This window comes from Vreelandella jeotgali Hwa (genome assembly GCF_000334215.1).
GTDB classification, from domain to species: domain Bacteria; phylum Pseudomonadota; class Gammaproteobacteria; order Pseudomonadales; family Halomonadaceae; genus Vreelandella; species Vreelandella jeotgali.
Window position 1 is genome coordinate 1 of record NZ_AMQY01000010.1, and the last position, 23,667, is coordinate 23,667.

Consider the following 23,667-nt stretch of genomic DNA (forward strand, 5'->3'; position numbering starts at 1 on the left):
TGTCGGGTCCCGTGTGATTGACAACTCGTTTGGTAAATAGCTCAGGTCGCTTGGCCTGCCACTCCTTCATCGCCGTGATCGGTGATTGATGATGCAGCGCCTTCTGAGAGATGTGGTGATTGTACAGCCAAGCGTAGCGTTTGAGCGTCTTGCTCCAGGTCCTCGCCTGAGGTATAGCGCCGGGTCGCCAGCACGTCGCTGATGCGGCCGTTGAACCGCTCTACCATACCGTTTGTCTGCGGCCTTCCCGGCTTGATCAGGCGATGGTCGATACCATGGGTCTGGCACTGCTGGTCGAAGGGGTGGCGGCCGCTGGGCTTGCGCTCACCTGCCCGCGTAAAGCGATCGGTGAACGACTTGCCGTTATCAGTCAGCACCGTCTGGATCGTGAAGGGAGCCTTCTCCTCCACACGCTTCATGAACGCCTTGGCATCCTTGGCGGACTGGCTGCTCCTGACCTCCAGATAGACCCAGCGTGTGGCACGGTCGATGGCGACATACAGGTAGCGCTTCTGCTCCTCGTCGGGCATCTGGGGCAGGTGCTTGATGTCGATATGCACGTACCCGGGCTCGTAGTCCTTGAAGGGCTTGTGCCGGGGCTTGTCATCATCTCCGGCATCCTGACGGGCCAGTTCTGCCAGTGTCGGCACCTCGCGGCGCTTGAGCATGCGATGCAGGCCTGAGCGGGACAGTCGAGGGTTCAAGAACTCACGTGCCACGACAAGCAGGTCATCCAGACCGAGGCGCAGGAATTCGCGGGCGGCGATCAGCACCTCCTCCTGCTCGGACGTGAGCGTGGCCAGCAGGTTATGACGCGTATGGGGCCGATCATAAACATCCTCACGGTACCGCCAACGCCGGATGGTCGCGGTGGAGACGCCAAACTGGCGGGCCAGCTCGCTATCCGTGATGCTGGAGGGTGCCGCCTGGATCTCGGCACGAATCTTCGGTGTCGTCGTGGCCTGCTTATGCAGCTTGATGTCCATGAACCTGCTCCCGAATGAATTGCTGTAGAAGCTCTCTGGCTGCGAGCAGAGGATAACTCCTATAGCTCATTTGATCATCCGGGACCCTACAGATAGCCTCGAAAGCGACTCGGCTACCGGAAACCGGCACAGATCTTCCTGGGGAAGATTCAGGATCGCTGAACACCGTAGATGCTGCACTCATTATTTGAATTCAGGGGTTAGAACCGGTACTTCAGGCTCCCAACTACGCTGCGCTCTTCCCCATAATAGCACCAATACTCACATCCGCTGACGTACTCCTCGTCGGTCAAGTTGTTGACGTTGACCTGGGCGGTCCACTGTGGAGTAAGATCATAGCTGGCCTTAGCGTCCCACAAGGTATAAGAATCTACCTGAGTATCCGAGTATTGCGGGCTATCCTTAGATTCGCCCACATAACGTACGCCACCACCGATATTCAGGCCGCGTAACAACCCCTGGGCCTCATAATCCATCCACAGTGAAGCCTGATTGCGAGGAATCAGGCCGGCGCGAACATCTTTCTGAGCCTGGCTGAGATCAACGCGCACGTCGGTATAGGTATAGGCTGCAGTAACCTTGAGTTCATCGGTAACATAACCCACGCCCTCGACTTCAAAGCCCCGGGACTTACGCTTGCCACCTTGACGATTCGACGACTCGCCGCTGACGTAGAGGGTGTCAGATTCTTCGAGATCAAAGACCGACGTAGTCACATAGCCGTCGAGCCAGCTCGGCGCGTACTTAACGCCCAGCTCCCACTGCTCACCTTCACTCGACTGGTAAACATTACCGTCAGGGTCGGTACCAATCTGCGGCGAGAATGACTCACTATAGCTTAAATAGGGTGAAACACCGTAGTCGCCGAGGTACATCATACCGCCAGAAAAGGTCATCTCATCCTCGCGACCCCCGCCATTATCCTGACCGTCAATACGATTGGTCACGTCAACGCTGTCATGACGAAGGCCGGCGAGAAAGATCCAGCGATCATCCATACGCAGCTGATCTTGAGCGTAGAAGCCAAGCTGCTCCTTGCCCTCCTGGTGTTCAGTGCCACTGCGTGACGACGGTGTGAAGTTGCCATAGTCAGGATCGAAGATATCGAAGGGACCACCGAAAGCAGCATCGTCGTAATTGTCGTAGTTGATATCCAGGTCTTGATAGTCGAAGCCAAGCAGCAAGGTGTTCTCTAGACGATCAGTATACCAGTGGCCGATCGCGCGGCTATCCACTGTGATGGCATCGTAGTCACCATCGCGGTAAGTCATTCCACGCTGAGCATGGCGATCATCGAGCATATACGACACATAGACATCACGCTCGAGCAGATCCAGATGACTATAGCGCAGGTTCTGCTCAAGGTCCCAGGTATCGTTGAGGCTGTGACTCAGCTCATAGCCCAGCGCCCACTGCTCGTGCTCCTGCCTCTCATAGCCGGGCTCGCCCAGGTTGTCCTCGGGATCAAGCTTGCCAAACGGCGTATTGTTCACAGTGCCATGGGGCAATTTGAAGCCGTTGGTCGGCGTCCCGTGATCTTTCAGATAGCTGGCAAGGAAGGTAATGCCGGTGTTATCCGAAAGGTCCACCTCTAGACTTGGTGCCAGATAAACGCGCTGGTTGTCAGTATCCTCAATGGCGCCATCACCTTCGCGGAATAACCCAACCATGCGATAGCGAGCGTCATCGCGGTCGGCCACGGGGCCAGACACATCGATACCCACCTGCTTATGATCATTGCTTCCGGCCTGCAGCTCGACCAGGCCCCGACGCTCTTCGGTAGGCCGCTTGCTGACAGCGTTGATCACGCCGCCCGGAGGGGCTTCCCCATACAGGATGGAGGCAGGCCCCTTGAGTAACTCGACGCTTTCAAGACCAAAGGGTTCGGTGCTCCACCAGAAGTAGCCGCCTTCGCGAAACTGGCGCAGCCCATCCTGATAGGTGGAATCCTCGGCGTTGAAACCGCGAAGGTAGAACCAGTCGGCCTTGTTGTCCTGCCCAAAGGGCTGAGACAGCACGCCGCTGCGGTATCGAAATACCTCGTCATACTTATTGACCTGGCGGTTATCAAGCTCTTCGCGAGATACCTGGGAAGTGGAGCGCGGCGTCTCCAATATCGGCGCATCGACCTTGAGCGCTGTGCCGGTTACAACCATGGTATCGGTATTGACGTCGGCAACGGCGTCAGATTGCGCAAGGGCCAAAGGCGAGATGCCTAGCAAGGAGAAGGAGAGCGTTAGCCCCATGCCACGGCGAATCGCTACGGTTACGGGAGACAGCCCGGAAAATGGCGGGAAAGTTTGCATCGACAAAGGCCTTGATATGGCAGCGGGAAAAGATCATGGCCGGCTTACCGGGTCGCATGTGAAACATGTTCCGGGATGCTAATCGTTTTTATTTGCAGGCGCAATCACGCGTATTCCAGCGTCGTCTGCTGGCAACGATTACCTCACCATACGGGCGCGGATTTCTGACATTGGCATAAAGGCGCCGAAAGCTCCGAAACCGATAGCCGGACGCTGCGGGTCTCTCACAGGTCTTCGTTCAGCCTCGCGACGGCGTCTTTACTGACTCGCTCACGACTGGCTCCGGTCAGTTCGCTCAAGTGGCCCGCTCGCATTTCGTAGAGACGATCAGCATGGTGAAAATAATGATCGTCGTGGCTGATCGCAAATACCGTCTTGCCCATGTCCTTGAGCAGCGGCAGCAGGTCGCGATAGAAGAACCGACGGAACTGCGGATCCTGATCGGCGGCCCACTCGTCGAGCAACAGAATATCGCGCTCTTCGGCCACCGCCATCAGCAGAGCTAGACGCTTGCGCTGCCCCTGGGATAGCGCTGGGTTGGTCACCCGCTGACCGTCAAAATGAAGTTTCTCGCGCATGGCAAGATGCTCAAGCCAAGTATCAACCAGAGACGAGTCAGCTGCCTCACCGCTGGGGCCAACAAGCCTGTCAAAGGGATGAAAATCGGTGAATACGGCCGAAAAGCGCTGGCGAAAGGCCTCCCACTCGCCCTCGCCAATCGCATACCCGTCAAGGCGAATCTCACCACCCTGGGGACGATACAGCCCCGTCAGCAGCTTCGCCAGCGTCGACTTGCCACTCCCGTTTCCGCCGATCAAGAAGACCATCTCGCCGCGTTTCAGCGTCAGATCAATGGGCCCAACAGCAAAGCCTTCACGGGCTTCGCTCGCGGCGTAACGAAAGCTGACGCCCTTCAGCGTCAGGGACTCCCAGGCATCATCCCGGGTTTCTCTGCCGGCAAAGCCCCCGCGGTACTCGGTCAGAGCAAGGCTATGAAGCTTGTCGAAGGCCACCTGAGCGCTGAGCAGCGTTGGCAGCGCACCGACAGCCGAGATCAGCGGCGTGCGCAGGAATAGAAGCGTCAGCGAAAAGGTGGCGGCCACCTCGGTCGTCGCCCAACCGAGGCCGTTGGCAAGATAGAAGACCACGCCAATCGCACCAAGCATCATGATGTTGGACCAGTTCAGCGCACTCAAATGAAAGGTATCAGCGCGAATAATGTGATGACGATAGTGACACGCATCGCGGTCGTAGTCGTCCTCGTAGAGGCTTTGTGCACGCGCTCGGTTAAGCGCCAACTCCTTTCGCCCATGAATCACCGCCTCGAAATCAGCGTAGAGTCTGTCCTCGGTTTCTCGCACCTGAGCGAGGTGGCGATAAACCCGCGCCACCAGCCAGGAGCCACCGGCAATGGTGGCGCCTACCCAAACCGCCGTGACCCCGAGCAGGCTAGGCGACAGCCACGCCAGATAAGCCGCGGAACCAAGGGTCAGCACGACGCCTTGAATCAGCTCGGGCAACCGCACAAAGGCGATAGTGATATTGCGTATATCGCTGGACAGGCTGGCCAGCAGCTCGGCGCTGCCGAGGTGCTCCAGGCGCTCGATGTCGGTATCAAGAACCTGCTTCACCAAGCGCCCACGCAAACCGTAGACGAAGTGGTGACCCAGGGTAGTCAGCGCCAGCTGGGCACCCAGGGTCACCACAAGCAGCAATACGATCACCCCCAGAAACATCGGCAGCACATGGCCTGGATTTCCCACGCTCTCGATCAATCGCTGATTGATGAAGGCAATAGCACCGATGCCAAGCGCTGCGCTAACCAAGCTCAAGACCATCACTGCAAGAAAAGGCCAGCGATAGTGGCGATAGACGACGCGTAGAAGGTCCACGGCAGCACCCGACGTTGTTGGAGGCGATAAAAGATAAGGCGCCGCTCAGTTCCTGAAGAACGGCGGCGGCGTATTGTGGCTCAGTGGAGTAGACCGAGCAAAGCCCCTATCCCCCGCCAGCCCGGCGCTATCCCTCTACTCCCCTGAAAGCAGCGTGCTGTCGAGTCCAGATGATCGCTTAGATCGTTTTCCACCGATGCCGGATACGACCACCTCTGACTGAATTCAAGCAACAAATACAGCACCCGAGGTGGTGAAATTAATGCAAGACATCGCTATTGAATTTAATAACTATTCGCATTTAGTATCTGTAGGGTCCCGCTGAAAACTTTACCTAACCACTGTGGTGGTCTCCCGCCCGCTTTCGGATACGCCATGACGCTCGCCCTTTCACACCTCTACTACGGTCCCCTTGAGCACTTTACGCCCCCGGTCATCGGTGAGGCCTTTCCAAGTGATGCCATCTGCGGCGAATCCTTGTTGGACGCCTCCGTGCTCAGTGATCTACTGGCTCGTTTTGCTCTCCAACACGAAGGAGACGACCTCAAGGCTATCGCTTCGCTATGGTCAAAGTGGCATTTCGCCAACGTAGCAGCGCCGGCGCTGGCTGCTAACCTGCTGCTAGCACGGGAACTGCCGCTGGCGCTCGACGAAATGGCCATCATCACCAATGAAGAAAGCCGTACCACGCAGCTTGTCCTGCTTCACGAAGGCAAGCCGCTGGGCTCTCTTGATGCCTTTACCCGCTTCGAGCAGCTTCTTCAGGGCCACATTGCCCCTTTGATAGAAAAGCTAGCCGGTCTCTCGGGTGCTTCACCCAAAGTATTCTGGAGTAATTTCGGCAACTACTTCGAATACTTTTCCCACGCTACGGCGGAGCACCCCATGGCCCTGTCAGGTTTGGCCGAAGAACCTCTACGCCTGATCAAGCATCGCGCCTATCCCGATGGACGACGCAACCCGCTGTTCATGCCGGTGCGTTATCTGGCCGATAAAAGTGAAAAGAGCTGCCGCACTCGGCGGCTCTGCTGTCTTCGCTACCGCCTGCCCGAATTTTCCTACTGCGGCAACTGCCCGCTGGAATGCACACGGTCTCAATCCACCTCAGGGGACGCACCGCGTGCAGATCTACGCTGAAGACTTGAAAAAATTTGGCGCGCGCCACGGCATCCTCTATCGCTTTGGCGACAACGATTTCCTCGGCGAGAACCAGGCAAGTCAGATGCCGTCGCGCCCGATCCTTAGCGGTCACGTGCTCGAAGAAACGCCCCGCCCCGGCTGGCTGATGACCTTTTCCGACGTCGACGTACTTGAACCCTACGACTCCTGTTCGCGTCTGGTCGCCCCGCTATTTATCTGTATCGTTCTAAAGGGGTCGATCGACGTCTGCATCGGCTCGCGGCGACATCGGCTAAATGCCGGCAATGCCATGAGCGCCCGTCTCGCCGAGCAGTTGCCGCTACAGGTCCACCAGGCCGCCGGCCAACGCCTGATAACGCTCAATCTGGCGCTGGAAGGTGACGCTATCGAGGCGCTGAGCCAGCAACCCGCCATCGGGCCACTGCTTGCAGCCGATAGGCCGCACCTGCATCTGTGGACGCTGCCAGGCTATGTGACGCCAATGCTTGAGCAAGTCACTGCCCCTCAGCCGTCTGCCGGCCAGCACTGCCTGCTGCTAGAGGCGATCTGCCTGCAGCTGCTATCCCACGGGCTGCCCCACCGCGACTACATCCGCTGTTCAGGCATCTCACCCGGCGAGCGCGAACGTCTTGAACGAGTCAGACGCCGGCTCCATAACGCTCCCACCGAGTCTCATACTTTGGCAGATCTCGCGCTCCAGGCCTCGATGAGTCAAACAAGCCTACGCACCAAGTTCCAGCGCTGCTTCGGTCTGTCGCTATTCGACTACCTGCGCGAACGTCGGCTGCAGCTTGCCTATCAACTCCTCCAACAGGGTTATAGCGTGCAACAGGCGGCTCACTTGGGCGGCTACAATCACGCTACTAACTTCTCCACTGCCTTCCGCCGCCGCTTCGGCATGTCGCCAAGCGCCTTGGCCTGACGCTTATGTCATCTCGCATAACGCTTGCGTCATTGCGCATAGCCGCAAATGGCCCTCGAAATGTAATAATTTGCATTACCAATAAAGTTCAATCTCGGCCTCAATCCGTCGGCCCCAAGGCGAGAGGCCCCGACCGGTAAGTGAATGACATGCACTTTTGCCCATTGCTCTCCTCTCGACTGCCTTACTCCGTGAAAGTCGGACCTGCCCTGCTGGCGGCCAGCCTCTCTTCGGCAGCGTTGGCGCAAGACACCGCGTTTGATGCGGCCACCGCCAATAGCAGCGGCTCTGCGGCTGACGCCTCAGCGCTCACTCCCATGACCGTGACTGGCCAGGCTGCGACCAAAACCGAGACACCGTTTCGCGAAACGCCGCAGGCGACGTCCACCGTCACCGCCGAGGACATTGAGCAGCGCGGCGCCCAGACCGTTCAGCGCGCACTCGACTACTCTCCCGGCGTCTATACCAACCAAGTCGGTGCCTCGAACCGCTACGATTACATCGTGCTGCGCGGGTTTTCCGATGGCAGCCTGAGCAACACCTTTCTCGATGGCCTGAAACTGATGGGAGATACCAACTCCTACAGCTCGCTGAGTATCAATCCGTACATGCTTGAGTCTATCGAAGTGGTCAAGGGGCCGGCGTCGGTCCTCTATGGCCGAGCCTCCCCCGGCGGTCTGGTAGCACTGAGTAGCAAACGCCCAGAGTTCACCGCCACACCCACCGGCGAGGTGCAGATCGGATTCGGCGACAATAACCAAAAACGCGCTGCTTTTGATATCACCAGCAGCATCGATGACCAACAGCGCGCTGCCTTTCGCCTCACCGGTGTTGCCCAGGGCGCAGACACCCAGTTCGGGCCGGTCGAAGAAGAGAGCTATGCCATTGCACCGTCGTTGACCTGGGACATTACCGATGCCACGACTCTGAATCTGTCGGCCTATCTGTCCAGAGAGCCGGAGGGTGGCTATCACTCCGGCCTCCCCTATGAAGGCGCAGTGGACAGCCGTTTCGGGCCTCATATCGACAATGAGTTTTTCGAAGGCGAAGACGACTACGACAAATTCGAGAGCGACCAGGTCCTGGTTGGCTACGATATCGAGCACCGCTTCAGCGACGACATCAGTGCTCGTCAGAAGGTGCGCTACCTGAAGTCTGACGTGGAGCTCAACCAAGTCTACGCCTTCGGCTGGGCCAGCGACACTGAGCTCAACCGCTACTACTCCGGCGGCGACGAATCGCTCAAGGCTTGGACCGTCGACAACCAGTTTGAGGCCAGCGTTGCCACCGGCCCCATCGAACATCGTGTGCTCACCGGCCTCGACTACCAGACCCGCGACAATGACGTGGTCTGGATCTCCGGCACTTTTCCTGCCATTGATGCCTTCAACCCGAGCTACGGTGCCGATCCCATCGGCGACATCGCCGTCACCACCCGTGAGCAGCACAAGCTCGAGCAGACCGGCGTCTACCTGCAAGACCAGCTGAGCTGGGACCGCTGGCACCTGGCGCTCGGCGGGCGCTACGACTGGGTCAACATCGAAAACGAGAATCGCGATACCGGTGCCGTAAGCAAACTGGACGACACCCAGCTCAGCGGCCGCGCAGGCTTGCTGTACGCCTTCGATAACGGCATCTCTCCCTACGTGAGCTACTCCACCTCGTTCACTCCAACGAGCTTCGTCGACGCCGCGGGCAATCTGCTCGAGCCGACAGAAGGTGAACAGGTCGAGACCGGGCTCAAGTTTGAACCCAACGGCACCCAGGACCAATATTCGGTCACGCTGTTTCATATCAACCAGAAGAATGTAGCAACCAAGGAGCAACCTACCGACCCCTACCGCGCCGTGGGCGAGATCGAATCCCGGGGCATCGAGCTCGAGGCGAACACTCAGCTGACCGAAGCGCTACGCCTGCAGGCGGGCTATACCTACACTGATATTACCTACTCAGAGAGTGACGATGGCAACGAGGGCAACAGCGCTATCTACGCGCCGAAACACAGCGCTTCCGTGTGGGGCTACTACGATTTCATGAAGGGGCCGCTTACCGGCCTTAACACTGGACTTGGCGTACGCTATCACGCCGATATTCAGGCCGACCGCGCCAATACCGAGATGGTGCCGGACTATACGCTGGTCGATGCGACCCTGGGCTACGACTTCAGCCAGGTTGGCCTTGAGGGCATGTCCGCCCGCCTCAACGTCAACAATCTGCTGGACAAGGAGTACGTGGCGTCATGCAACTCGCTGGACTTCTGCTACTTCGGCGCCGAGCGTAACGTCAATGCCACTCTGAGCTATCGTTTCTAGCGGCCGAAAAGAATGGCGTATTGACATTTCCGCTGGAATTGATAACCATTACCTTTTCGTGTTTTTCAACTCCTCCTACAGCATCATCTCTCGCGCGGGAGATGATGCGGAGACCATGATGCTCGACGTTCACGCCGCAAGCTTTGAAATCCAGGGTAAACGCCTGCTACACCCTACAACGTTGAGCTTCAAGACGGGACGTATCCATGGCCTAATCGGCCACAATGGCTCAGGCAAATCCACTCTACTCAAGCTGCTTGCCCAACAGCAGCAGGCTACCCGTGGTGCCATACACTTCGCTGGCCGCGAGCTGTCTACCTGGGGCCAGCGTGCCTTCGCCAGGGAAGTCGCCTACCTGCCTCAGCATCTGCCCAGTGCCGAAAGCTTGACCTGTCGCGAGCTGATTGCCTTTGGCCGCTATCCATGGAAAGGCTTGCTTGGTCGCTCCCGCCGCGACGATATTGAGCGCATAAACCGTGCCATGGCGTTAACTCATACCGGGTCTTTCGCTGATCGCTTGGTGGACACCCTTTCCGGTGGTGAACGCACGCGGGTGTGGCTAGCCATGCTGCTTGCACAGGGCAGTCGCCTGCTGCTGCTCGACGAACCCTTGGCGGCCCTGGATGTTGCCCATCAGGTTGAAGTCATGTCGCTGGTGCAGACCCTATCCCGGGAGCTGGAACTGGGCGTTGTTATCGTGCTGCACGACATCAATATGGCTTCGCGCTACTGCGATCATCTGGTCGCCCTGCATACCGGCCGGGTCATTGCCGAAGGCTCACCGGCACAGTTGATGCATAGTGACCTGCTGGAAAAGATCTACGGTATCCCCATGCAGGTCATGCCCCACCCTAGCGGGGAGCATGCCGTTGCCCTTGTGCACTAACGCCCCCTCTCTGTCAACACCATGATTTATCGCTACTATCACGCCTTTATAACTCTGCCCCTAACGCTGGCTTTGGTCATAGCGCTGGCGTCCCCGGCCTTTGCCGGTCCCCGGATCGCCAGCCTCGACTGGACCCTGGCCGAGACTCTCATCGCGTTAGACGCGCCGCCGATAGCGCTGGCTCAGACCGACGACTATGCAAGCTGGGTGGGTCAATCAACGCCTATGTCGGTCACCGACATAGGCCTGCGCACCCAACCCAACCTCGAACTGCTGGCGAACCTCGCTCCCGATCGCATCCTGATTTCGCCGATGTTCGCCAATCTCGCACCGCGCCTCTCCACCATAGCGCCGGTGGAAACGCTTTCGATCTATACCCCCGACAAACCGGTGTGGCCAGAGCTTGAGGCGCTGACACGCAAGCTGGGGGAGCTAAGCGATCACGAAAAAGCCGCGGAACGGCTGGTTGCATCCTCCAGAGCTGAGATCGATTGCCTGGCCTCACGCCAGCCGGCAGCACCCCGGCCGTTGATGATCGTCCAGTTCATGGATGCTCGCCATGTCCGTGTATTCGGTGCCAACAGCCTGTTCGACGCTGTCATCAATCAGCTTGGCCTGACTAATATCTGGAAAGAGCCGACTAACGCCTGGGGTTTCAGCCTGGCGGGCCTTGAGCGCCTAATCAGCCTCGAGCAAGCACGCCTGGTCATCATCGAGCCCTACCCCGCGGGCGTGGCCGAAGCGCTGAAAACCAGCGGTCTGTGGCAAAGCATCCCCAGTGTAACCCGCGACGACGTTATCACCCTGCCGCCAACCTGGAGTTTCGGCGGCTTACCGTCGGCGATGCGTTTCGCCAAAACACTGACAGCGGCACTGAGCGACGCTCAATCACAAACGCTCGGCGCCTGCGCAAACGGTAAACCGCCAGAATGAGCGTCCAGCACCTCGCCAATCATCTGCAGGTTTGACACCACCCCAGACGTCACCACGGAGAACGCCCATGGCAACGAGTGAGCGGCGGCCGCTATCGGTATTGACTGCGCCAATCCTGGCCGGCAGCCTACTTCTGACGGCCTTCCTCTTAGGGCTGGTGGTGTCGCTTGCGCCATTGAACGGCCTAATAACGGCATTCAAGAGCCTGTTCACCCCCGCTGTCGGAGTGGATGGCTTAGTGCTGCACTACAGCTGGTGGCCGCGCCTCACAATGGCATTGCTCGCCGGCGGCGCCTTAGGGCTTGCCGGCGTGCTGATGCAACAAACGCTGCGCAATCCTTTGGCATCACCCACGACCTTGGGCGTCGCCAGCGGCGCTAACCTAGCACTGATGACGGCAACTCTTGTAGCTCCCGGCCTGCTTGTCGCCGGTCGCGAGTGGGTCGCCCTGGGCGGCAGTGCCAGCACCATGGCTCTGGTCTTCAGTATTGGCTGGCGACGTGGGCTGTCACCGGGCGTCGTCGTGCTCGGCGGCCTGGTAGTGAATCTCTACGCTGGCGCCCTCGGCATGGTGCTCCTGCTTTTCCATCAGGAAGAGTTAAAGGGCCTGCTGGTGTGGGGCGCTGGGTCATTAGCCCAGAATGACTGGTCGTCAGTGGCCTATCTGGCACCGCGACTGGCCATTGCCGGGCTCGCATCGGCCTGTCTGATCCGGCCCTTGGCGCTTCTAGAGCTCGACGACGCCAGCGCCAAGAACCTCGGCATTTCGCTCAAGTGGCTGCGCTTGGGCGGGCTTGGCCTCGCCGTATTCCTCACCGGCTGCGTGGTCAGCGTGGTTGGCATCATCGGCTTCATCGGCCTTGCGGCACCCAATATCGTGCGCTTGGTCGGGGCCCGGCGTCTCAAGGCACGACTCATCGGCTCGGTTCTCCTTGGGGCCCTGCTACTCGCCACAACCGACCTACTGCTGCAAGGATTTGCCGGCAGGCTGCCGACGCTGCTTCCTACTGGCGCCACCACTGCTGCCCTCGGTGCCCCCCTGTTATTATGGCTAATTCCACGCCTGCGTATGACCGCCCGCCGCCCGCCCAGCGCCAGCAGCAACGAATCCTTTCGTCACCCCCTGCCGGGCCGGTTGATGATCGTCTTGATGGTGCTGATCGCCGTTGCCGCCCTCGCCGGCCTAACTATCGGCCAAGGCCCCAATGGATGGGATCTGGCACTCGATCCTCCGGTACTTGAGTGGCGCTGGCCACGCCTACTGGCCGCCGCCGGAAGCGGTATCCTGCTGGCGATTGCCGGCACCCTGATTCAGCGTGTGACCGCCAATCCCATGGCGAGCCCTGAGCTACTCGGCATCAGCGGCGGGGCCGCTATTGCTCTGATCATCACGCTATTTTTGATCCAGGGGCCCAGTAATTTGCTGCTGGTAGGCAGCGCAACACTAGGCGCTCTGATCACCCTTGGCGTACTGTTGGCACTTAATCACTCCAGTGGATTTCAGCCAGAACGACTATTGCTATGTGGCGTCGCCATTACTGCGCTGTTTGATGCGGTACGCTCCATCACGCTCGCCGGCGGCGACCCACGAGGTCAGCAGGTGGTAGCGTGGTTATCTGGCTCTACTTACTACGTTGACCCTATTTCGGCGCTGGTGGTGCTGATCGCTGCTTTACTGCTGGCTCTAGCCACACAGCCGCTGGGGCGCTGGCTGGATATTCTCCCGCTTGGCGCAGCGGCCGCGCGAGCGCTAGGCATTCGCGTGGAAAGCGCCAGGCTCGCTCTGCTTTCCTTGGTAGCGCTACTCACCGCCGGAGCCACGCTGATTGTCGGGCCCCTGTCGTTTGTCGGCCTACTGGCGCCGCACATGGCGCGCATGCTTGGTTTCTCGCGGGCTCGCAGCCACATGGCAGGCGCGGCTCTGCTCGGCGCCCTGTTGATGGTCGTGGCTGACTGGCTCGGGCGCCAGCTGCTGTTTCCCCAGGAAATTCCGGCCGGCCTGGTTGCCTCACTGATCGGCGGTAGCTATTTTATGTGGGGGCTGAGGAAGCTTTAAGATCATCAACAAAAAGAGGCGGAAAAGTGCTGACGGGCAAGGCCCTGTATTATGTAGTCTCTTGTGCTTTCTTTATATTTCTGTAATTCTCGACATATGGACACGAATAAAGCTCTCGAAGCCTTCGCGGCGCTTTCCCAGGCGACCCGCCTAAACACCTTCCGCGTACTGGTGCGCCACGAGCCGGAAGGCCTTCCGGCCGGTGAGATCGCACGCCTGCTGGACGTGCCGCATAACACCATGTCAACTCATCTGGGCGTGCTGTCTCGCGCGGGGTTAGTCGTTTCGCGCCGCCAGAGCCGCTCGATTATTTACCGAGTCAGCCTCAACCACATGCGCGAAACGCTCGGCTTCCTGGTGCGCGACTGCTGTGCCGGGCGCCCCGAGCTCTGCGAGCCGCTGCTCGAAGACCTGAAGCCCTGCTGCCCACCGTCGAAGGAAACCGTTTCATGACGCACGACCCACTCCCCAACATCGATCCGGAGCAACTGAATGCCATCGATATCAACGCTCTGGTGGGCCCGGACGAGCCGCGTCATGCCCCGCGTATCCTGGTGCTCTACGGCTCGCTGCGCGAGCGCTCCTATTCGCGCCTGCTGTCCGAGGAGGCTTCCCGCCTGCTGCGCTGGTACGGCTGCGAAGTGCGCACCTTCAATCCCGCCGGCCTGCCGCTGCCCGACGATGCCGACAGCGATCACCCCAGGGTGCAGGAACTGCGCGAGCTGGCCGAGTGGAGCGAGGGTATGCTGTGGGTCAGCCCCGAACGTCACGGCGCCATGACCGGCATCATGAAGGCCCAGATCGACTGGATCCCTCTGGCGCTGGGCGGCGTGAGACCGACCCAGGGCAAGACCCTGGCGGTGATGGAGGTCTCCGGCGGCAGCCAGAGCTTCAATACCGTCAACCAGCTGCGCCTGCTCGGCCGCTGGATGCGCATGCTGACCATCCCCAACCAGTCCTCCGTGCCCAGAGCCTTCAACGAGTTCGACGAGGCCGGGCGCATGCTCCTGTCACCGCTTTACCAGCGCGTGGTCGACATCTGCGAGGAGCTGGTGAAGTTCACCTGGATGACCCGAGGGCGGTCGGCCTACCTGACCGATCGCTATTCGGAGCGGGTCGAGAGCGCCGAGGCCGTGTCTCGGCGCGTCAACCAGTCAACGCACTGAGACCACCCACCGGAAAAGGAGCCCTGCATGCTGGCGTTCGCCATCTTTGTTATCACCCTGGTGCTGGTGATCTGGCAGCCCAGAGGGCTGGGCATCGGCTGGAGCGCGCTGGGCGGGGCCGCGGTGGCACTGGCCACCGGCGTGGTCGGCTGGGGTGATGTGGGCATCGTCTGGCAGATCGTCTGGGATGCCACCTTTACCTTCGTGGCGCTGATTATCATCTCGCTGATTCTCGACGAGGCGGGCTTCTTCGCCTGGGCCGCCCTGCACATCGCCCGCTGGGGCAACGGCCGGGGCCGCCTGCTGTTCCCGCTGATCGTGCTGCTCGGCGCGATGATCGCCGCGCTATTCGCCAACGACGGTGCCGCTCTGCTGCTGACGCCCATCGTCGTCGCTATTCTGGCGCGGCTCGATTTCCGCCCTGAAGCCGCTCTGGCCTTCATCATCGCCACCGGCTTCGTCGCCGACTCAACCAGCCTGCCGCTGGTCATCTCGAACCTGGTCAATATTGTCAGCGCCAACTACTTCGACATCGGCTTCAGCCGCTATGCCCAAGTGATGCTGCCGGTCGATCTGGTATCGCTTCTCGCCACGCTGGTGGTGCTGGGCCTCTACTTCCGCCGTGACATTCCCGCCCGCTACGAGGTTGAACGACTCGAGGCACCCGCCACGGCGATCCGCGACCGTCAGGTTTTCCGCGCCGCTTTCCCGCTACTTGCCGTGCTGCTGGTCGCGCTGTTTTTAACCACCCGCTGGCCGATTCCCTTCGCCGCCATCATGGGGATAGCGGCGCTGGTGCTGATGGCGATTGCCGGGCGCTGGTTCAGCTCGAGCCACGTGCACGTCATCTCGCTGAAGAAGGTCATTGGCAACGCCCCCTGGCAGATCGTGCTGTTCTCGCTGGGCATGTATCTGGTGGTCTACGGCCTGGGCAACGCCTGGCTCACCGCCGAGGCCGCCCGGGTACTGGAGTGGCTGGGCCACCAAGGCACCTTCGTGGCCACCCTGGGCACCGGTTTCGCCTCGGCAATTCTGGCGTCGCTGATGAACAACATGCCCTCAACCCTGGTGGGTGCCCTGGCGATCGACCAGGCCCAGGTGTCAGCGACGACCCAGCAGCTGATGCTCTATGCCAACGTTATCGGTAACGACTTGGGGCCCAAGTTTACGCCTATTGGCAGCCTCGCCACCCTGCTATGGCTACACGTGCTGGCCGGCAAGGGCTACCGCATCGGCTGGGGGCAGTACATGAAGGTTGGTCTGGTTATCACCCCACCCGTGTTGCTGGCTGCGCTGGTCGCCCTGGCGCTCTGGCTGCCCATGCTGCCGCTCGGCTAATGTGCACTGCCTAGCACCGGCTTGATGGCATTGAGCATACGCTCTGCTCTCGCCGAAAGCGGCCACTCGGCGCGATGCAGCAACCATAACGTATCCACGACGGCCGGTTCGCCGGTGACAACGCGTATCGCCTCAGGGCGAGAAAATGCCTGACGCGCGAATCGGGGCAGCACGGTAAACCCTAGCCCCAGCGCCACCGGTTCAAGAATCAAGCCAACTTGATTGGTAAAGCCGTGATTCGGCAGACTGCACACGCCGGAAAAGCCGGGAAAACGACGGCTTAGCAAGCGCGTGGCCATCTCATGACCGTCGGGATGATCGATAAAACCCAGCCGTGCAAGATCGGCCCACTCATCAGCCTTGGCATGGGCCGGCACCACAAGCTCCAGCGCCTCACGCGCAAAGACCGATACGGCCAAACGTGGATCATCCTGCGGCAGCGTCACGATCCCCAGCTCAAAACGATTTTCGAGAACGCCCGCCACTATCTCCTGAGTCGGGGCGAAGCGATGGTAAATGGATAGTCCAGGCGTCGTGCGCTGTATTTCCAGCAGGTGAGGGTATAGCGCTAACCCAATGCTTCCCGGCGTGATTAGGCTGACTTCTCCTTGCTGGCCATCGTCGTCCGTCAGCCGTTGGTGCAAACGGTGATTCGCTACGCCCACCTCGCGACTGTACTCGCATAGCGCATGACCCGATGGCGTGAGTTCCAGCCGGCGCGGATGGCGGATAAACAACGCCCCCACTTCCCCTTCCAGACGCTTGATGTGCTGACTGACCGCTGCCTGAGTCAAGTCCAGCCGTTCGGCGGTACGCGTGAAGTTACCCAGCTCAACCAGGGTGGTAAAAGTACGGAGCCACTGAGGATTAATCATAACGAAAACTTATCATTATCATAACGACATGTCGATTCACCTTATAGCAAAGGCCGCATAAAATGGCATTCGTTAGCTGATTCACCTCCCTTGCCAACAGGAGCTTTTATGCCTCAGGTTTACCCCCGCACGTTTTCCCATATCGGCATTTCCGTGCCCGACGTTCAAGCAGCCATCGACTTCTATACCCAGGTATTGGGCTGGTACGTCATTATGGAGCCAACCACTATCGTTGAGGATGATTCAGCCATTGGCGTTATGTGCAGCGACGTTTTTGGTCCCGGCTGGGAGTCATTTCGTATCGCTCATATGTCAACGGGTGATCGAATCGGCGTAGAGCTTTTTGAGTTCCAGCACCAGGAGCAGCCTGACAACAACTTTGAGTATTGGAAAACCGGTATTTTTCATTTTTGTGTTCAGGATCCGGACGTCGAAGGGTTGGCGGCACGCATTGTGGCGGCCGGCGGCAAGCAGCGCATGCCGGTGCGCGAGTACTACCCGGGTGAGAAGCCGTTCCGCATGGTCTATATGGAAGATCCCTTTGGCAACGTCATCGAGATCTACAGCCATAGCTATGAACTGACCTATGCTGCCGGTGCCTATCAAAATTAAGCGTGTCGATGCCTTTCCAGAAACGCTCTGATCGTACGCTATCAATGACATGTAGCCCGCTCGCATACCATTTTTCGAGTGGGCTAATACAATCATAGAGCATTGTTCTAAATGACATAGAAGCGGATCACACACCTAAAATAAGTCGGTCAGCAAGAGCGTGCATATCCGGCACGACTATATCCGGTTGAGGGACGCTCAATGCCGGCAAAATAGCGTTGTGGGGACGCTTTAGAAAAGCGCTGCGACAGCCGGCCGCCTGGGCGCCGATGGTATCCCATACGTGGCAGGCAACCAGGCACAGATCAGACGTCTCTACCGACAGCTCACGGGCCACCAAACGATAAGTATCAGGGGCCGGCTTAAACTGCTTTACCGCCTCGATACTGAACGACCGCTCGAAAAACCGCTGAAGCCCCGCGTTTTCCAGCGGCGTAGGCGACGCTCTCGCAGCCGAATTGGTCAGCGTGACCAGCCGAAAGCCGGCAGCGTTTAGCCGAGCGAGCGCCGGCGCCACGTCCGGATAGGCCGGCAGCGCAGCCAATAGCGCCTTGTGTTCGGCGATATCGGCCGGCGTCACGCTGACCTGATGAATCTCCGCCAGCATCTGCAACGCCCCCGCGCCAATGTCGCCAAAAGGCGTGTAGAGGCCTGAAAGCGTCATGGTTTGCGAATAAAGCACCAGCTGCGCAAACCATTCGCGCAGCACGGCGCGGTCGCCAAAAACGCGGGCAAAAAAGGGCTCCAGATGCGTGATATCCAGCAGCGTTTCGTTAACGTCAAAAACAAGAACGGTAGAATCCGTCGTCTGGGTCATAATGTCTCCTTTTGTTTCCACCAACGCTTGGCAAGATCAAGTGGCGGCAGCTGGACGCGCGTGGGCGTAGAAAGATAATATTGAGCAATTACTCAACTTTGTCGAACAAGCTGAACCATGGAACGACACTATGTCCCGCGCCACACTCCATAACCGGCAAGACTCCCTGGAGCGTGCCTTACAGCTATTTTGGCGCAAGGGATTTCATGCCACTTCCTTGAAAGATCTTGAACACGCGTTGGATATGCGTCCCGGAAGTATCTACGCCACTTTTGGTAGCAAGGGGCAGCTGTTTCAGGAAGCACTGGAGCGCTATGCACGTCTGGCACTGGCGGAGCTTGAGCGTATTCTGGCCGCTCATGAATCGCCGTTAGTCGGGCTGGCGGCTTATTTGCGCCAGCTTGGTGGGCTTTGCGATCAGGCCATACCCAGCCGCGCCTGTATGCTGGTCAAAAGCCTGCTGGAGCTTGGCGAACGCGAGCAGGCCGCCCGAGACAACGTTGAGGCGCTGCTCGCCGCTATGGAAAAGCGCTTTATTGACGGTTTTACGCAGGCACAGCAGCTCGGTGAACTTGACTCACGGCTTGATCCCACCCGGCTTGGCCGGCGACTCCAGGCCGAGGTGATGGGGCTTCGCTCCTTCGCTCAGCGCGATATCCATAGTGCGGCCGTACATGCGCTGGCCGAAGATATGGCCTCCTCTCTGGAAGCGCTGCGCGACTCTGCCAGCTGTCCGCTTTGAGTGTCGCCCGGTGAGGTTATCTGACGCCTTCACCGGGCTATTTAATGATCGCTACCCAAGCGCCTTAGCGTGGGATATACCCGTCCAGAAGCGCGTCGAATCGCTCCTTGGGCTGCACGCCGCTCAGTGCGTCGAGCTTCTCTCCCCCCTTGAACAGGGCCACCGTTGGCAAACCGCGTACGCCGTTTTGCGCCGCAAGGCTTGGTGCCTCGTCAACGTTAAGCGTCACCACCTTGAGGGCTTTTCCTCGTTCCCCAGCGATGGTTTCGACGACCGGGTCGAGCATTTTGCAGGGACCACACCACGGCGCCCAGAACTTGATCAGCACCGGTTGGTGGCTTTCCACTACTTCATCGGCATAGTTGCTTTCATCGACCGCTGTCAGACTGTTCATGTCGCTTACCTTTTTTCAGTTTACCTTGTGCCACGCAAATTTCTGGAAGGGTTTGTCGATCGGCGTATCGGCAATATGGTTGGTGTAGTTACTCATGTTCTGGTCAAGTCAGAGCGGACACATTTTCAAGCGATAGCTGCCAATTCAATCTCCCTCGGCGTCTGGTAGCCCAGGGTCGAGTGGAGCCGGCAGCTGTTGTACTCCATCTCGATATATTCGATCACATCCCGCCGTGCTGCCTGTCGGCTCCAGTATCGCTGGCCAGCCAGCCACTCGCTTTTCAGTGAGCCGAAGAAGCGCTCCATGACGGCATTGTCCCAGCAGTTCCCCTTGCGGCTCATCGAGGCCTGGAACCCGTGCCGATCCAGCGTGGAGCGGTAGTCACGAGACGCATACTGACTGCCGCGGTCGCTGTGATGGATCAACCCGCTATCAGGCTGCCGGCGCCCTACGGCCATCTCCAGGGCGTCCAGCACCAGCGACGTGCGCATGTGGTCAGCCATCGCCCAGCCCACGAGCTGCCGGTCGTGGAGGTCGAGCACCGCCGCCAAATAAAGCCATCCTTCCAGCGTCCAGATCGCGGTGATGTCGGCCACCCAGGTCTGGTTCGGCTCCGCCACCATGAACTGGCGGTTCAGCAGATTGGGCGCCACCGGGAGGCTGTGCTCCCTGTCGGTTGTATGACGCCAGCGGCGCCGCTGCCGTGCCGCTACGTCGGCTTCTCGCATCAGGCTACGGGCCTGGTACCGGCCGACGTCGTGGCCGCGGCGTCGCAGCTCTATGGCCATGCGGCGGCTGCCGTAGCTGCCGCGCTTCCGGCAATGGATCTCTCTGACCTCGCGGAGTAGGGCCTGACGATGGTCATCAGGGCCACGCCGTCGCCAGGCATAGAAGCCACTCCGGCTGACCCGCATGACTCGGCACAGCACGGCTACGGGATAGGTGGCCTTCTCCGACTCGATGAACTGATATCTCAGCTCGACTCTTTGGCGAAGAAGGCCGCCGCCTTTTTTAAAATATCCTTTTCAATCTGAAGCTTACGAACTTCTTCGCGGAGCTTCTTGATCTCGGCGTCGCGATCAACCTCCTGCCGCCCCGGAGTGCTGGAAGCCAGCTGACGGTGCTTGCGGCACCAGCGGTCCAGCACGCTGCGCTCCACGCCCAGTCGCCGGGCAGCCTCGGATACGGAGTACCCCTGATCGATCACCAGGCTCACCGCATCCGCTTTGAATTCATCGGAAAACCGACGTCGAGTCTTCTTGGTCATGAACACCTCCATTGCCTCCATTATGAGGCTTATCGGGGTGTCCGCTCCAATTAGACCACTTCACCTGCGACTGCTTGTTGGTCAGCTACACTCCCTCCACTTCCCGGGACCATACAGCTAGTCCCGGGCCAGCTCCGGCAAAGGAAGCTTGTAAGCGGTCGGGTATTGCCCTTTTAGAAAGATCTGTCGCGAAGGGGTGTGCCTGACCGTTGATTATCCTGAAACCCATAAAGTGGTGTGCTGAGCGCCAGTAATGCTTCTTGGGTTACAGCCCATCGCCCCCTGCGGATATGATCAATCAGCGGCCGAAATCCTGATGAAATTGGCGTATGCCTCTCCAGATAGCGCAAGGTGTTTTCGTGCGATGCGAAGGTGTCAGGCTTGTTGACCTGTCTCGGGATGGAAGCTGGGTCGTCTGGTCCGATGAGCCAGAACTGCTCGGGGGGCATCAGCGGCGCATAGCTGCGCAGGCCGATCCGAACCCCGTGGGGATCGAAATCCCCGTAGAAGCCGAGCGTGATGTGCTCCCTGTGCGACTTTATCCACTCAAGCAGGGAGCGGAGGTCTTGGCGATGCCCCCGGTAGGCGATGAGAGTATTGTGCCGCCAGGCCTCGGGAAGCAGTGGCACCAACTCCCACCATCGCTCCACGAGCTGGGCGTTCTCGATTACAAGAACGCGGGTAATGTGCGCTGTGTCGAGCAGCAGCTGGGAGGGCTCAACCGATAACAGTACCCCAGGCGGGGTCGGCAGAAACAGCTCGTCACCTTGTCCCGGCTCCAGCGTGGCGACGGTGACGCCATGGCCAGGCACGGCAACCCGCAGCAGCCGGCCAAAAGCCCGTTGGCGCGAGAGCTTCTCGTTGGCGGTCTCCTCGGTCAGCGCCGTCCTGTCCTTCTCTAGGTCCAGGGTCATGGGGTCGGCCCGGTAGAGCTGGATGGCTCGCTGTCTCATCACCTCCCGATCTTCCAGCGAGAGGTGGAGATAGCCACCGCGCAGGCGCCCAACGTCCCACTCTTCGTGTAGTGCCAGCCAGTCGACACTGGCGGGTACCCGCCGCTGGCGTTTCTGGAGTACGCCCTGAATAGCCGCAAGTCGTCGTTTCATGCCGTCTCCGCTGCCCGGAAGATAATGTCACTGACCTCATGGTTTCCGCTGTATCGCGGCACCTCATGTTCGAGCAGTTGCCCCCGGTATGGCGGGTTGCCCTCCACGAGATGAGACTGGTAGCGGCCATACACGCCCAGCAACCACACATCGGCCGGCTCCTGCACCTCGAGCAGTTGATACGCGGCCATGGTGGAAACCTTGCCGGTGTGGGCCGTCAGTTCCGGCAGGGCATCGAAGAAGTAGTCGATCGCCCGGTCGAAGGGGGCGGGCTCGACCGCCACCACCGCTTCCCGGCTATCCTGCACGGCGACAGGCGCGCGATCCGGCGACACCTCACGCTCCCGGTCTCGGGCGTCTCGGCGACTCAGGGCCCCGGCGAGCAGCTCGCGCAGGTCATCTTGCTGTGCCGCGTCATCGATATCCGGTTGGGCGCGCATCACCATGGGCTCCACCCGACAGAACGTCGGCGGGATATGCTCGGTCGCCTCGAGCAGGCCGGGGTCCGGGCGGTAGCTCAGGTTCTGCTCGTAATGCCGCAGGAAGGCCTCGATCATGTTGCTGTGCTGACGAGCTTGCTGATCCTGCTCGAGCTTGGCCAGGTTCTCCCGGAGGCCATGGGTGGCATCGATCAAGTCTTTGCGCAGCTTGTCGAGGTTGCGCCGCAGGACCTTCATCAGCAGGTACTGCAGGCCGCTGATGGCTCCTGCCCGGTCCATCAGGTATCCCGGTGTCAGCGTATCGAACAACTCGTTGAGGTCCTTCGCTTCTTGAAGGGCTCGCCGGTTCTCGTGAATGCGCTGGTCGAGGTCGCTGACATAGCTGAACTCGCTGTGGATGTAGCGTGTGAAACGCTGGGTGATTTCCCGCAGGGTGTCGATCAGCGATGCCACGGTCTCCTGGGCCTCGGCCTCTCTCAGATGCAGATCCCTTGAGCTGTTGCGCCAGGCGAGCTTGTACGCCTCGACGATGCTTTCGAGCTCCTGCACGATGCCGCCGGCCGCTGAGCAGGATATCTGGCGCCGATAGCTCTGGGTGACATGGTGCATAAGATCGCTGACGACCCGGCTCACTTGGGAAAACTGGCGCTCTTCATCGAGCTCGAAGACGAGGCGGTGCCGCCGCAGCTGGGCGAGCGCCGCTTCGTTCTCGTTGTCCTCGGTGAGCCTGCCGCCTTCCTCGAGGCAGGCCTGGATGAGTAGGTCAGCATGCGCGGTAAGCGCCCTCAGCGCCGCCTTGGCGTCATCAGGACGAGCCATGGAACAACCCCTCCTGGTCCGGTGCTTCGGCTTGCTCCTGCTCGCGCTGGGTATCCAGGATGCCCTCTTGCTGGTACACGAACTCAAGCTGGTCCCACAGAATCGACCAGCGCCCCGTGGCCTTGAAGATGGTCCCGGCCGTGCCGACCCGCTGCAGGAAGCCGTCCTTTTCCAAGCGGTCCAGCAGATGGCTGAGCCGGTGCCGAGGATCCCGCCCCTTGCCCTTGAGACCGAACTTCGACGCAATGGCCTCGAGCTCTTCTTGCAGGCTGGTCGAGTTCTCGATGGCCGCCAGGTAGTCGCTCTCCCTGATGATATCCCCGGCGTAAAGCGGATGCCCCGATTCGCTGGCCTGTCGCGCCAGGCGCAGCCAGCGTAGCAAGCCCTCCCAGTTCGTGGTCAGCCGCTCGAAGTGATTGCGGATCAGGCTGCGGGTGCCTTGATCCACGGTGTCGCGATAGACGGCGTAGAAGGCGTGGCCGTCGCGGGTTCTCGAGATGCCACGCCCGATCTGGCCGAGGAAGTCCTCGACGCGCGGATACAGGCCGGGCCGGGCCATGTAGTTGTAGAGTTCGGGGGCGCTGAAGGGGCAGATCACTTCCCCCTTGAGCAAGCGCTCCACGCAGTCACGGAAAAGCTCATCTTGGCTCATATTTCA

18 protein-coding genes and 3 pseudogenes are annotated in these 23,667 nt (G+C 59.8%); 11 read left to right on the forward strand and 10 right to left on the reverse strand.

All coding sequences use genetic code 11. From position 1 onward, the window contains the following. From C793_RS13385 to C793_RS0102220, 3 genes and pseudogenes are all read right to left on the reverse strand, one after another. Nucleotides 1-986, reverse strand: a pseudogene (locus tag C793_RS13385) (IS481 family transposase); the annotation flags it as partial. 200 nt (nucleotides 987-1,186) lie between these two features. Then, nucleotides 1,187-3,292 (reverse strand): TonB-dependent siderophore receptor, encoded by a 2,106-nt coding sequence (locus C793_RS0102215; RefSeq protein WP_169330545.1) that lies wholly within the window; start codon nucleotides 3,290-3,292, stop codon nucleotides 1,187-1,189. Nucleotides 3,293-3,516: 224 nt separating this feature from the next. Then, on the reverse strand, nucleotides 3,517-5,184 hold the full coding sequence (locus C793_RS0102220; RefSeq protein ID WP_026106057.1) for a multidrug ABC transporter permease/ATP-binding protein: 1,668 nt from the start codon (nucleotides 5,182-5,184) through the stop codon (nucleotides 3,517-3,519). Between the two features lie 375 nt (nucleotides 5,185-5,559). Here C793_RS0102220 and fhuF point away from each other — a divergent pair, with 375 nt between their 5' ends. The 9 genes and pseudogenes from fhuF (at nucleotide 5,560) to C793_RS0102265 (ending at nucleotide 15,937) form a co-directional block, all read left to right on the forward strand. Continuing rightward, entirely contained in the window at nucleotides 5,560-6,321 is a 762-nt protein-coding gene (gene fhuF, locus C793_RS0102225; RefSeq protein WP_017429320.1) for a siderophore-iron reductase FhuF, read from the forward strand. Then, nucleotides 6,305-7,246: a helix-turn-helix transcriptional regulator gene (locus C793_RS0102230; protein ID WP_017429321.1), complete on the forward strand. Its 942-nt coding sequence runs from the start codon at nucleotides 6,305-6,307 to the stop codon at nucleotides 7,244-7,246. Before fhuF ends, C793_RS0102230 begins: the two co-directional genes overlap by 17 nt. A 191-nt stretch (nucleotides 7,247-7,437) precedes the next feature. Beyond that, complete coding sequence (locus C793_RS0102235; protein ID WP_503658102.1) at nucleotides 7,438-9,558, forward strand: TonB-dependent siderophore receptor; 2,121 nt, start codon at nucleotides 7,438-7,440, stop codon at nucleotides 9,556-9,558. 118 nt (nucleotides 9,559-9,676) lie between these two features. Further along, nucleotides 9,677-10,183, forward strand: a pseudogene (locus C793_RS0102240) (ABC transporter ATP-binding protein); the annotation flags it as partial. A gap of 282 nt (nucleotides 10,184-10,465) precedes the next feature. Continuing rightward, on the forward strand, nucleotides 10,466-11,377 hold the full coding sequence (locus C793_RS0102245) for an ABC transporter substrate-binding protein (RefSeq protein ID WP_017429324.1): 912 nt from the start codon (nucleotides 10,466-10,468) through the stop codon (nucleotides 11,375-11,377). Between the two features lie 67 nt (nucleotides 11,378-11,444). After that, a complete protein-coding gene (gene fhuB, locus C793_RS0102250) occupies nucleotides 11,445-13,433 on the forward strand; it encodes a Fe(3+)-hydroxamate ABC transporter permease FhuB (protein ID WP_017429325.1) in 1,989 nt (662 codons plus the stop codon). 96 nt (nucleotides 13,434-13,529) lie between these two features. Next, a complete protein-coding gene (locus C793_RS13390; protein ID WP_017429326.1) occupies nucleotides 13,530-13,886 on the forward strand; it encodes an ArsR/SmtB family transcription factor in 357 nt (118 codons plus the stop codon). Then, on the forward strand, nucleotides 13,883-14,599 hold the full coding sequence (arsH, locus tag C793_RS0102260) for an arsenical resistance protein ArsH (protein ID WP_017429327.1): 717 nt from the start codon (nucleotides 13,883-13,885) through the stop codon (nucleotides 14,597-14,599). The genes C793_RS13390 and arsH overlap by 4 nt, the downstream gene beginning before the upstream one ends. Before the next feature lie 27 nt (nucleotides 14,600-14,626). Next, complete coding sequence (locus C793_RS0102265; RefSeq protein ID WP_017429328.1) at nucleotides 14,627-15,937, forward strand: arsenic transporter; 1,311 nt, start codon at nucleotides 14,627-14,629, stop codon at nucleotides 15,935-15,937. Here the strand turns inward: C793_RS0102265 and C793_RS13395 are convergent. Then, the gene (locus tag C793_RS13395) at nucleotides 15,934-16,812 is read right to left on the reverse strand and encodes a LysR family transcriptional regulator (RefSeq protein ID WP_017429329.1); all 879 of its coding nucleotides are present in this window, start codon (nucleotides 16,810-16,812) and stop codon (nucleotides 15,934-15,936) included. The two genes, C793_RS0102265 and C793_RS13395, sit on opposite strands and share 4 nt — an antisense overlap. A gap of 108 nt (nucleotides 16,813-16,920) precedes the next feature. On the opposite strand from C793_RS13395, the gene C793_RS0102275 reads away from it, so the two are divergent. Further along, nucleotides 16,921-17,424 (forward strand): lactoylglutathione lyase family protein, encoded by a 504-nt coding sequence (locus C793_RS0102275; protein ID WP_017429330.1) that lies wholly within the window; start codon nucleotides 16,921-16,923, stop codon nucleotides 17,422-17,424. Between the two features lie 127 nt (nucleotides 17,425-17,551). Here the strand turns inward: C793_RS0102275 and C793_RS0102280 are convergent, their stop codons facing one another. Beyond that, nucleotides 17,552-18,241: a haloacid dehalogenase type II gene (locus C793_RS0102280; RefSeq protein ID WP_017429331.1), complete on the reverse strand. Its 690-nt coding sequence runs from the start codon at nucleotides 18,239-18,241 to the stop codon at nucleotides 17,552-17,554. Nucleotides 18,242-18,371: 130 nt separating this feature from the next. On the opposite strand from C793_RS0102280, the gene C793_RS0102285 reads away from it, so the two are divergent. Continuing rightward, nucleotides 18,372-18,983 (forward strand): TetR/AcrR family transcriptional regulator, encoded by a 612-nt coding sequence (locus C793_RS0102285; protein WP_017429332.1) that lies wholly within the window; start codon nucleotides 18,372-18,374, stop codon nucleotides 18,981-18,983. 64 nt (nucleotides 18,984-19,047) lie between these two features. Here the strand turns inward: C793_RS0102285 and trxA are convergent, their stop codons facing one another. From trxA to C793_RS0102315, 5 genes and pseudogenes are all read right to left on the reverse strand, one after another. Beyond that, nucleotides 19,048-19,377 carry a thioredoxin gene (trxA, locus tag C793_RS0102290; RefSeq protein WP_017429333.1) on the reverse strand — a complete coding sequence of 110 codons (330 nt, stop codon included), beginning with the start codon at nucleotides 19,375-19,377 and terminating at the stop codon, nucleotides 19,048-19,050. 125 nt (nucleotides 19,378-19,502) lie between these two features. After that, nucleotides 19,503-20,644, reverse strand: a pseudogene (locus C793_RS0102295) (IS3 family transposase). Between the two features lie 173 nt (nucleotides 20,645-20,817). Further along, entirely contained in the window at nucleotides 20,818-21,750 is a 933-nt protein-coding gene (locus C793_RS0102305) for a DUF7281 domain-containing protein (RefSeq protein WP_017429336.1), read from the reverse strand. Continuing rightward, nucleotides 21,747-23,009, reverse strand: a complete 1,263-nt coding sequence (locus C793_RS0102310) for a hypothetical protein (protein WP_017429337.1) — start codon at nucleotides 23,007-23,009, stop codon at nucleotides 21,747-21,749. Before C793_RS0102310 ends, C793_RS0102305 begins: the two co-directional genes overlap by 4 nt. Further along, a complete protein-coding gene (locus C793_RS0102315; RefSeq protein ID WP_017429338.1) occupies nucleotides 22,996-23,661 on the reverse strand; it encodes a condensin complex protein MksE in 666 nt (221 codons plus the stop codon). The genes C793_RS0102310 and C793_RS0102315 overlap by 14 nt, the downstream gene beginning before the upstream one ends. Nucleotides 23,662-23,667 lie beyond the last annotated feature (6 nt).

Coding starts and splice junctions, on each gene's coding strand:
- C793_RS0102310 (WP_017429337.1), bottom strand. CDS start 23,009: ATGGCTCGTCCTGATGACGCCAAGGCGGCGCTGAGGGCGCTTACCGCG.
- C793_RS0102215 (WP_169330545.1), bottom strand. CDS start 3,292: ATGCAAACTTTCCCGCCATTTTCCGGGCTGTCTCCCGTAACCGTAGCG.
- C793_RS13395 (WP_017429329.1), bottom strand. CDS start 16,812: ATGATTAATCCTCAGTGGCTCCGTACTTTTACCACCCTGGTTGAGCTG.
- arsH (WP_017429327.1), top strand. CDS start 13,883: ATGACGCACGACCCACTCCCCAACATCGATCCGGAGCAACTGAATGCC.
- C793_RS13390 (WP_017429326.1), top strand. CDS start 13,530: ATGGACACGAATAAAGCTCTCGAAGCCTTCGCGGCGCTTTCCCAGGCG.
- C793_RS0102305 (WP_017429336.1), bottom strand. CDS start 21,750: ATGAAACGACGACTTGCGGCTATTCAGGGCGTACTCCAGAAACGCCAG.
- trxA (WP_017429333.1), bottom strand. CDS start 19,377: ATGAACAGTCTGACAGCGGTCGATGAAAGCAACTATGCCGATGAAGTA.
- C793_RS0102285 (WP_017429332.1), top strand. CDS start 18,372: ATGTCCCGCGCCACACTCCATAACCGGCAAGACTCCCTGGAGCGTGCC.
- fhuB (WP_017429325.1), top strand. CDS start 11,445: ATGGCAACGAGTGAGCGGCGGCCGCTATCGGTATTGACTGCGCCAATC.
- C793_RS0102315 (WP_017429338.1), bottom strand. CDS start 23,661: ATGAGCCAAGATGAGCTTTTCCGTGACTGCGTGGAGCGCTTGCTCAAG.
- C793_RS0102275 (WP_017429330.1), top strand. CDS start 16,921: ATGCCTCAGGTTTACCCCCGCACGTTTTCCCATATCGGCATTTCCGTG.
- fhuF (WP_017429320.1), top strand. CDS start 5,560: ATGACGCTCGCCCTTTCACACCTCTACTACGGTCCCCTTGAGCACTTT.
- C793_RS0102280 (WP_017429331.1), bottom strand. CDS start 18,241: ATGACCCAGACGACGGATTCTACCGTTCTTGTTTTTGACGTTAACGAA.
- C793_RS0102245 (WP_017429324.1), top strand. CDS start 10,466: ATGATTTATCGCTACTATCACGCCTTTATAACTCTGCCCCTAACGCTG.
- C793_RS0102265 (WP_017429328.1), top strand. CDS start 14,627: ATGCTGGCGTTCGCCATCTTTGTTATCACCCTGGTGCTGGTGATCTGG.